The following is an 8,880-nucleotide window of genomic DNA, read 5'->3' as shown; positions in this document are numbered from 1 at the left end:
ACGGGGCACCAACAACGGGGGCACAGTGTTTTTTCTTGAACCTGAGGTACCGGGCTCATCACCGGACCTGGTCTACTCCGCGAGCGACCTCGTGGTGGCAGCGAGTTGCGAGTATCAGCTGCTGCGGAAACTCGACGAGAAGCTGGGCCGGTCCCCCCGAGCTACGTTCGAAGACGACGAGATGCTCAAGCATGCAGCGGTGTTGGGTGACCTCCACGAGCGCAAGGTCCTCGGCGGTTTCGTTGCGGAGTTTGGCGACTGGGATCCAGCCACCGGGCACGGCGTGTACGACGTCGTCCCGGCCGAGGCCATGGACCGCGCCACGCTGGCAGCCAAGCACGCCGAGTCCATTGGGGCGCTGCGCTCGGGAGCCGACGTCGTCTTCCAGGCCGCCTTCTTCGACGGCCAGTTCCACGGCCGCTCCGATTTCCTCGTACGGCAGTCCGACGGCAGCTACGCCGTGTTCGACACCAAGCTCGCCCGCCACGCAAAGGTGACGGCCCTGCTCCAGATGGCCGCCTACGGCGACCAGCTGCTGAAGGCCGGGATCCCGGTGGACCCGGCGGTGACACTCGTCCTCGGCTCGACGGTTCAGCTGCCCGACGGCGGATTCGACTACGTGCGAAGCCACCACAACCTCTCCGAGATCCTGCCGGTCTTCCGTGAGCGCCGCGAGCGTTTCCTCGCGCTGACCGCCGCGCACATCGCACAGCCGGGACCAGTGGGCTGGGGCGCGCCCGGGCTCACCGCCTGTGGCCGCTGCGATTACTGCCAGGAGCAAGTCAAAGCTACCGACGATCTCCTCCTCGTGGCCCGGATGAACTCCGTGCAGCGCAAGAACCTCCACGAACGTGGGATTCGTTCAGTCACTGGACTGGCGCAAGCGACCCTCACCAAGCCCACACCTACGCTCCTGCGCCTGCAGGAACAGGCGCGGATGCAGAGCGGCGTTGGCCCTGCCGACGGAGAAGTCTGCTACCGCAAGGACGGCGAAGAGCACACCATCCGCTACGGCGTCCTGCCCGGGAACACCCTCGCCGAGCTGCCCCCACCGAGCCGGGGCGATATTTTCTTCGACTTCGAGGGCGATCCGCTGTGGCAGGACCGCGCCACGGGAGTGTGGGGGCTCGAGTACCTGTTCGGCGTGATCGAGGCGCCCACGGAGCCCGGCAGTCCGGGGATTTTCCGGCCATTCTGGGCCCACAGCCGGGAGGCGGAGAAGCAGGCGTTCCTGGACTTCCTTGACTATGTCGAGAAACGCCGGCGGGACCACCCGGACATGCACGTCTACCACTACGCACCGTATGAAAAAACGGCGCTTCGAAAACTCTCGGTGATGCACGTTGCCGGGGAGGACATCGTGGACGAGTGGCTCCGCGAAGGCCTGCTGGTGGACCTGTACCAAACGGTCCGGAACAGCATCAGGATCTCCGAAAACTCTTACAGCATCAAGAAGCTCGAGCCGCTCTACATGGGGGCGAACCTTCGAACTGGCGAAGTGAAGGACGCCGGCGCCTCCGTGATTGCCTATGCACGGTTCTGCGACGCGAGGGACAATGAGCGGCCCGACGAAGCGGCCACAATCCTCGCCGGGATCTCCGACTACAACGAATACGACTGCCTCTCCACGCTGGAGCTCCGGAACTGGCTGCTCGGGCTGGCCAAGGAACGCCGGCTGGAGCCGCGCGGCGCGGAGCCGGGCGCGGCGTCCGGCGCTGAAGCGGGCACGGCGTCCGGCGCGGAGGACGGCCCCGACGACGGCTCGGCACGGGCCGATGCCGCGCTGGCCCCGGCTGAGCTGGCACTGATGGAATTTGCTGAGCCGGGCAGCGGCTTGTCCGAGGACGACCGTAAGGCCGTGGCCATGCTGGCCGCGGCCGTGAGCTATCACCGCCGGGAGCGCAAGTCGTTCTGGTGGGCGCACTTCGATCGGTGTGAGCACGGTCCGGACACGCACGAACGGGACCGGAACGTTTTCCTCGTCGAATCCGCGGAAATCCTCGACGACTGGCAACAGACGGGGACCAAACTTCCGGAACGGCGGGTCAAGTTATCCGGCTCCGTGAGTCCAGGGTCGGACCTCCGCGAGGGCAGCAAGTGGTTTCGCATGTACGAACTGCCTCTTCCCGCCGGGCTGGAAGGTACCGGCAAGAACGGAACCGGACGGAGCGGATGGTTCGGCACGGAGGTCCTGGAGTTGGGCCATGAGGACGGCAAGGACACCGTCATCATCCGGGACCGGCTGCACCGGAAGATACAGCCCTACAATGACCTCCCCATCGCGCTGACGGAAGACCAACCCCTCGCCACCAAGAGCCTCGAGCAAGCACTGGCAGCCCTCGCTGACACGGTGGTCGCCGGTCTGGGGTCCGGCTCCCTCCCCCGCCATCCTGCGCTTGACCTCGTCCGGCGTCAGCCACCGAGGCTGGCCGCCGGAGCTTCACTGCCGCAGCCTGGCGCCGGACCGGACCGCTTCATTGAAGCCATCACGGCGGCCGTGCTGGCCCTTGACCACTCCTACCTGGCAGTGCAGGGTCCGCCCGGAACGGGCAAGACCCATGTGGGGTCCCACGTCATCGCCCGGCTCGTGGCCCGCGGCTGGAAAGTCGGCGTCGTCGGCCAGTCGCACGCGGTGGTGGAGAACGTGCTGAAGACCGCTGTCACGAAGGCTGGGGTCGACCCGGCGCTGGTGGCCAAAGACGTGAAGCACAACGACGCCCTGCCGTGGGCCCGGCGCACCGGCAAGGACGTTGCGGAGCTGCTGGGTGCGCCTGGAGGCGCCCTCGTCGGTGGCACGGCGTGGACCATGACCGGCGCCACCGTCCCGGCCGGCTCCCTGGACCTCCTGGTGATCGACGAGGCCGGCCAGTTCTCGCTGGCCAACACCCTTGCCGTGGCGCAGGCCAGCAGCCGGCTGCTCTTGCTCGGCGACCCGCAGCAGCTGCCGCAGGTCAGCCAGGGCAGGCACCCGGAGCCGGTCGACGAGTCGGCCCTGGGCTGGATTTCCGCAGGCCACGCCACGCTGCCGCCCGAGCTTGGCTACTTCCTGGCCGACTCGTGGCGGATGACCTCCGAGCTGTGCCTGGCCGTCTCGGAGTTGTCCTACGAGGGCCGGTTGCGTTCCGCCCCATCCGCGGATCTGCGCCGTCTGGAGGGTGTGCCCGCGGGGATTGAGACGGTGATGGTGCCACACAGCGGGAACACGACGTCGTCGGCCGAGGAGGCTGCCAAGGTCGTCGGGCAGGTGCGCCGCCATCTGGGCCTTTCCTGGCACACCGCAGACGGAGCCCGGCCGTTGGAGGCGTCCGACATTCTGGTGGTGGCCGCCTACAACGCCCAGGTCAATGTCGTCCGCGATGCCCTGGACGCCGCGAATCTCTCCGGCGTGCGGGTGGGGACCGTGGATAAGTTCCAGGGCCAGGAGGCCGCGGTCGTGATTGTGTCCATGGCATGTTCTGCGGTGGCCGAGGCTCCGCGGGGCATGGAATTCCTGCTCTCGCGGAACCGGATCAATGTGGCGGTGTCCCGCGGCCAATGGCGTGCCGTGATCGTCCGCGCGCCCGAACTGACCAACTACCTCCCCGCCCACCCCGAGGGTCTGGAGCAGCTGGGCGGCTTCATCGGCCTGTGCCAGAGGTCAGTCCGCGCGTAGCTGTCCTAGCCGCACCCTCCGACGAGGGACATGCCCATTCTTCGGTGGCCTCAGCGTGGGACATGCTCATTCTTCCCCTCGACCAACGGACATCAAGGCATCATGCCCATCGCCCGCGGTCAGAGCCGGACATGTCCACTCTTCGCCACCCACCCCACGGAACATGCCCATTCCTCGGCGGCCACCCCGTGGGACATGCTCATTCTTGGCCTCGACCAAGGGACATCTAGGCATCATGCCCGTCGCCCGCGGTCAGGGCTGGACATGTCCCACGGTGGCGGGGTCCGTCGCGGGGAGGCCTTTGGCCAGCACGAGCGCCTCATCGAGCACCGTGCCGAAATTCACCGGGTCGTGTGCGAACCGGCCCAGGAACAGGCCGGAAACGCCCTCGAGGTCTGGCAGCAGTCCCGGTTTGGCCGATCCGCCGTAAATGACCGGCAACCCTGGCACGCCGGCGGCGGTGAGCTGGTCCCTGAGCCGGCTGACGACGTCGGACACGTAGGCGGCGGCGGCCGGCTCGGTCGCGCCGATGGCCCAGACCGGTTCGTACGCCACCATCAGGCGGCCGGCGAGGTCCCAGTCGCCGTCGACGGCCGACTCGATCTGGCGGTACACAAAGTCCGCCGCGGCCGCCGGCTGCCCGCCGTCGCGCTCCCCCACGCACAGCAGCGCGGCGAGCCCGGCGCCGTCCGCGGCCCGGACCTTGCGGGTGACCATGGCGTCGTCCTCGCCGAAGTGCCGCCGGCGTTCGGCATGGCCGATCTCCACGAGCCGGACGCCGAGTTCCGCGAGCATGGACGGGGCCACTTCCCCGGTCCAGGGCCCGTCCGCCCAGCCGCAGTTCTGCGCACCAAGGAGCAGCGGCGAACCCGCCAGGAGCCGGGCCGCCGCGGGCAGGACGGGGAAGGACGGGATGACAAACGGGACAACCCGCCCGGCCGCGAGGGCCGGGCGGGTGTCCACTTCGTGCTGCAGCCGCTCGAGCCAGTCCAGGCTGTCCCGGTAGCCGAGGTACATCTTGGTGCTGACCCCCACCAGGATGCGGGTGTTGGAGGTCTGGCTGCCGGGGCTCTGCTGCATGTGTTGGTGCTTTCTGCTGGATCCAGTGGATGGGTGCTGGACGTCGCGCTGGAATGAGGCCGGGGGCCTTTACTGCTCCAGCAGCTCGTCGGCCTTGTTCTTGAAGCGGCGGGTCGCGAACATCATGGCCGCTGCCAGGAACGGGAGCACGCCGAGGGCGTAGACGCCCATTGTCCCGGTGTCCGAGGCGGTGATCTGGTTGACCGAGGTGCGCAGGATCGGCGCAACGAAGCCGCCGAGGTTTCCGAGCGAGTTGATCAGGCCGATCCCCGCGGCCGCGGCGGTTCCCGTGAGGAACGCCGTCGGGTAGGACCACGCGATGGGGCCGATGGAGAGGAACGAGCACACGGCGAGGGTGATGAAGATGATGCCGAGCGCCGGAATGTGGTTGGCGCCGGCCCACGCGGAGCCGAAGATGCAGAGTCCGGTGGAGATGAATAGGCCGGTGCCCCAGACCCGGCGGCGGATCACGGTGTTCGCTGCCTTGCCGATGAAGTAGCAGGCGAAGATGCCGAAGAACCACGGGATGGCTGCCATCAGGCCGACGGCGATGCCCACCTTCTGGCCGGTCAGCTGGGCGACCTGCTGCGGCAGGTAGAAGGTGACGCCGTAGACGGCGATCTGCAGGCAGAAGTAGATGACGGTGAAGTACCAGACCTTGCCGTTCTTCATGGCGGCCAGGACGCCGTGCGGCCCGGACTCTTCCTTGACGGTGTCCTCGAGCGCCATGACCTCCAGGAGCGCGTTCTTCTCGTCCTTGTCCAGGAACTTGGCGTCCTGCGGGCTGTTGATCAGGAAGAAGTAGGCGGCGATGCCGGCAACGACGGCCAACATGCCTTCGACGAAGAACATGACCTGCCAGCCCTGGACGCCGGGGACCTGATCGCCGATGTTGATCAGCCAGCCGGAGAGCGGCGCGCCCAGCATCTGGGAGAACGGCTGGGCCAGGTAGAAGATGGCGAACATCTTGACGCGGACCTTGTTGGGGAACCACGCGGCCAGGAACATGATGACGCCGGGGAACAGCCCGGCCTCGGTGACGCCCAGCAGGAAGCGCAGGATGATGAAGGAAGTCTCGCCCTGGACGAACGCGAAGCAGGCGGAGACGATGCCCCAGGTGATGGCGATCCGGGCCAGCCACACCTTGGCGCCGAATTTGGTCAGGAGCAGATTGCTCGGGATTTCGAACAGTGCGTAACCGATGAAGAAAATCCCGGCACCCAGGGCGAATGCGCCGGCACTAATGCCCTTGTCCACGCCCAGCGCCGCCTCGGAAAAGCCCACGTTGGTGCGGTCCAGGAAGGCCACCACGTACAGGATGACCAGCATGGGCATCAGCCGGCGGGAGGCCTTGGAGATGGCCGATTTAAGGACCGGTGTCTCCAGTAGGTCCCGGGTGGACGTTGTTGTTACGGTCATCAAAAAACTCCTCGTCGAGCAATCAGTGGTGTAACTCAGGGGGGTGAATCAGTTGCATAGAAGTGGCCGGATCGGGCCGGCGAAGGCAGGCCGGGCCGGATCCGGCCGGAGAAACTATCGCGAAAAAACCATCATCAGGACGCCTGCCACGCAGGCCAGGATCCCGACGGCGAGGTAGATCTTCCGTCCCTTGCTCCAGGCTGCGAATCCGGACGCGGGGGGTTGGCTGTGTTGTGCCACGAAGCTTCTTCCTTAGTGCATGTAGAGTCCGCCATCCACATTCAGCGTCTGGCCGGAGATGTAGCCGGCGTCCTCGCTGATGAGGAAGGCGATGGCTGCTGCGATGTCCCGGGTGGTACCGACCCGGTTGACCACAAGGTCTTTGGTGAGTTCGTCCTTGCGTTCCTCGCTGAGGGTGCCGCCCATGATGTCGGTGTCGATGGGCCCGGGTGAGATGGCGTTGACCGTGATGTCGTATTCGCCCAGTTCACGGGCCGTGGCCCGGGTCAGGCCGATCACGCCGGCTTTCGCCACGGAGTACGGCGTCTTGGAGAAGGTGCCGCCGCCACGCTGCGCGGAGACCGAGGAGATGTTCACGATGCGCCCGATCCTGTTCTTCACCATGGATTCCGCGACGCGGCGGGTGGCGTAGTGGACGCCGTTGAGGTTGATGTTCAGCACCCGGTCCCATTCGGCGGCGTCGAGTTCCAGGTAGGGCACCGGAGAGCTGACCCCGGCCACGTTGGCGAGCGCAACGATCTGCGGCAGTTCCACCTCGATGGCGTCGATTGCCGCGCGGACCGAGCCTTCGTCGGAAACGTTGGCGCCTGCGCCGAAGGCCTTGACGCCGTGCTCGGCTGCCAGTTCCTTGGCCGCCGCCTTGCAGAGGGCGTCATCGAGGTCGATGATGCCGATGTTCCAGCCCTGTGCGGCCAGGTAGCTGGCGGTGGCGCGGCCGATGCCGCGCTCGGACACCGCGCCGGTGATGATGGCGGTGCGTTCTTTGGGGAAAATGCTCATGGGAAGGCTCCTGAAGTGAAAAAGGAAGGTACGGAATCAGCTGATGGGGGCGGGGCCGAGCTCGTCGATGAGCTTCTGCATGGCCACGTACGCCTTGTTCCGGTAGGCGATCAGTTCCGGCGTGCGCTCCGCCGGGACGTTGAGGAAGCCGGCTCCGGTCTTGGTGCCCAGCTTTCCGGCCTCCACCAGGTCGGTGAGGATCTTCGGCGTCGCGAACCGTTCCGGGAAATCGGTCTGGAGGGACTTGTAGCAGAAGTTGTAGACGTCCAGCCCGGCCATGTCGGCAATGGCGAAGGGCCCGAAGAACGGCAGCCGGAAGCCGAACGTGGTGCGGACCAGGGTGTCAACGTCCTCTGCGGTCGCGATCCCCTGCTCCACCAGCTGGGCGGCCTCGTGGAACAGCGCGTACTGGAGCCGGTTGAGCACGAAGCCGGTGACGTCCTTGACGACGGCGGTCTGCTTGTTGGCAGCATGCACGAGGTCGCGGACAGCGCCGACCGTGGCGGCCGAGGTGCCGGCATGGGGGATGATTTCGACGCCCGGAATGAACGGGGACGGGTTGGAGAAGTGCACGCCCAGGAAGCGTTCCGGGTTGGTGACCGGCTCGGACAGGTCCGCGATGGAGATCGTGGACGTGTTGGACCCGATGATGGCGTCCGGGCGGGCGGCCGCGCTGATGCGGGCCAGGGTCTGGTGCTTGATCTCGATGACCTCGGGGACGGCTTCTTCGATGAAGTCGGCGTCCGCCACGGCTTCCTCGATGTCCTTGGCGGGCCAGAGGTTTTCCTTCAGGATTGCGGTGGCGCCTTCCGGGAAGAGCCCGGCGGCAACGAATTCGTCGGATTCGGCCAGGAGCCGCTCGTAATTCTTCTGGGCCACTTCCGCGGACACATCCGCGAGCGCCACCCGGGCGCCACCGAGTGCCAGGACCTGCGCGATCCCGCCGCCCATGTAGCCGGAGCCGACGACGGCGATCTTGCGGGCGGCGTTGATGGCGGCCGCGGTTGCTGTTGATTCGGTCATGTTCAGACTGCCTTCGTGTATTCGGGTTCGTACGAGCAGATGGCGTCCACCTTCGCGGCGGAGGAGGAGTTTTCGTCGAAGCGGTGGCTCAGCCATTCGCCCACGAGCTTCTTGGCCAGTTCCAGCCCGATGACGCGCTGCCCCAGCGTGAGCACCTGGGCGTTGTTGCTCAGGACGGAGCGTTCCACCGAGTAGCTGTCGTGGGCCGTGACGGCGCGGATGCCGGGGACCTTGTTGGCCGCGATCGCCACGCCCAGGCCGGTGCCGCAGATCAGCAGCGCCCGGTCGGCGTCGCCGTCGGCGATCTTGCGGGCCGCGTCGACGGCGACGTGCGGATAGGCGGTGGAGTCGTTGGCGCCGACTCCCACGTCCTGCACGGACGCCACGCGGGGGTCGGCTTCGAGGAGCGCCTTCAGCGCGTTCTTGTATTCGACGCCGGCCTCATCGTTGCCGATGACCACGCGCCAGCCTGTTGCTGTGCTCATGCTTGTGCTCCTTGTTCCGCCGGCTCGGGGGTGCCGGGCCGGGTTCCTGTGTCTGCGGTGTCGGTGTGGGTGGATATCCGGGTCGCGATGAGGGCGAAAGACACCGCTCCGGGGTCGGGGTGGCCGAGGCTCTTCTCGGCGAGCGGGCGGGCCCGGCCTTTGAGCGGACGCAGCCCGGCGGTCCGCTCTGCGGCGGCTGTG

At 67.0% G+C, this 8,880-nt stretch carries 8 protein-coding genes; 1 reads left to right on the top strand and 7 read right to left on the bottom strand.

The window, feature by feature from the left end; genetic code table 11:
* The first annotated feature begins 25 nt into the window (after positions 1-25).
* Complete coding sequence (locus Y706_RS0104645) at positions 26-3,652, top strand: TM0106 family RecB-like putative nuclease (protein WP_028275654.1); 3,627 nt, start codon at positions 26-28, stop codon at positions 3,650-3,652.
* A gap of 252 nt (positions 3,653-3,904) precedes the next feature.
* Here the strand turns inward: Y706_RS0104645 and Y706_RS0104640 are convergent, their stop codons facing one another.
* From Y706_RS0104640 to Y706_RS27795, 7 genes are all read right to left on the bottom strand, one after another.
* Positions 3,905-4,732 carry a triose-phosphate isomerase family protein gene (locus Y706_RS0104640; RefSeq protein WP_028275653.1) on the bottom strand — a complete coding sequence of 276 codons (828 nt, stop codon included), beginning with the start codon at positions 4,730-4,732 and terminating at the stop codon, positions 3,905-3,907.
* A gap of 69 nt (positions 4,733-4,801) precedes the next feature.
* On the bottom strand, positions 4,802-6,151 hold the full coding sequence (locus Y706_RS0104635; protein WP_028275652.1) for an MFS transporter: 1,350 nt from the start codon (positions 6,149-6,151) through the stop codon (positions 4,802-4,804).
* 114 nt (positions 6,152-6,265) lie between these two features.
* Positions 6,266-6,391: a hypothetical protein gene (locus tag Y706_RS30565; RefSeq protein WP_275450872.1), complete on the bottom strand. Its 126-nt coding sequence runs from the start codon at positions 6,389-6,391 to the stop codon at positions 6,266-6,268.
* 12 nt (positions 6,392-6,403) lie between these two features.
* The gene (locus tag Y706_RS0104625; RefSeq protein WP_028275651.1) at positions 6,404-7,171 is read right to left on the bottom strand and encodes an SDR family NAD(P)-dependent oxidoreductase; all 768 of its coding nucleotides are present in this window, start codon (positions 7,169-7,171) and stop codon (positions 6,404-6,406) included.
* Positions 7,172-7,207: 36 nt separating this feature from the next.
* Positions 7,208-8,194: a 3-hydroxyacyl-CoA dehydrogenase family protein gene (locus Y706_RS0104620; RefSeq protein WP_028275650.1), complete on the bottom strand. Its 987-nt coding sequence runs from the start codon at positions 8,192-8,194 to the stop codon at positions 7,208-7,210.
* 2 nt (positions 8,195-8,196) lie between these two features.
* Positions 8,197-8,679, bottom strand: a complete 483-nt coding sequence (locus Y706_RS0104615) for a ribose-5-phosphate isomerase (protein ID WP_018775886.1) — start codon at positions 8,677-8,679, stop codon at positions 8,197-8,199.
* A partial coding sequence (locus Y706_RS27795; protein WP_156945066.1) for a DAK2 domain-containing protein occupies positions 8,676-8,880 on the bottom strand: 205 nt, incomplete at its 5' end. The genes Y706_RS27795 and Y706_RS0104615, both read right to left, overlap by 4 nt.

Source organism: Arthrobacter sp. I3 (assembly GCF_000520575.1).
Taxonomy (GTDB): Bacteria; Actinomycetota; Actinomycetes; order Actinomycetales; family Micrococcaceae; genus Arthrobacter; species Arthrobacter humicola_A.
The sequence above is the reverse complement of the archived record's forward strand: the minus strand, read 5'-3'. Positions and strand labels throughout refer to the sequence as shown.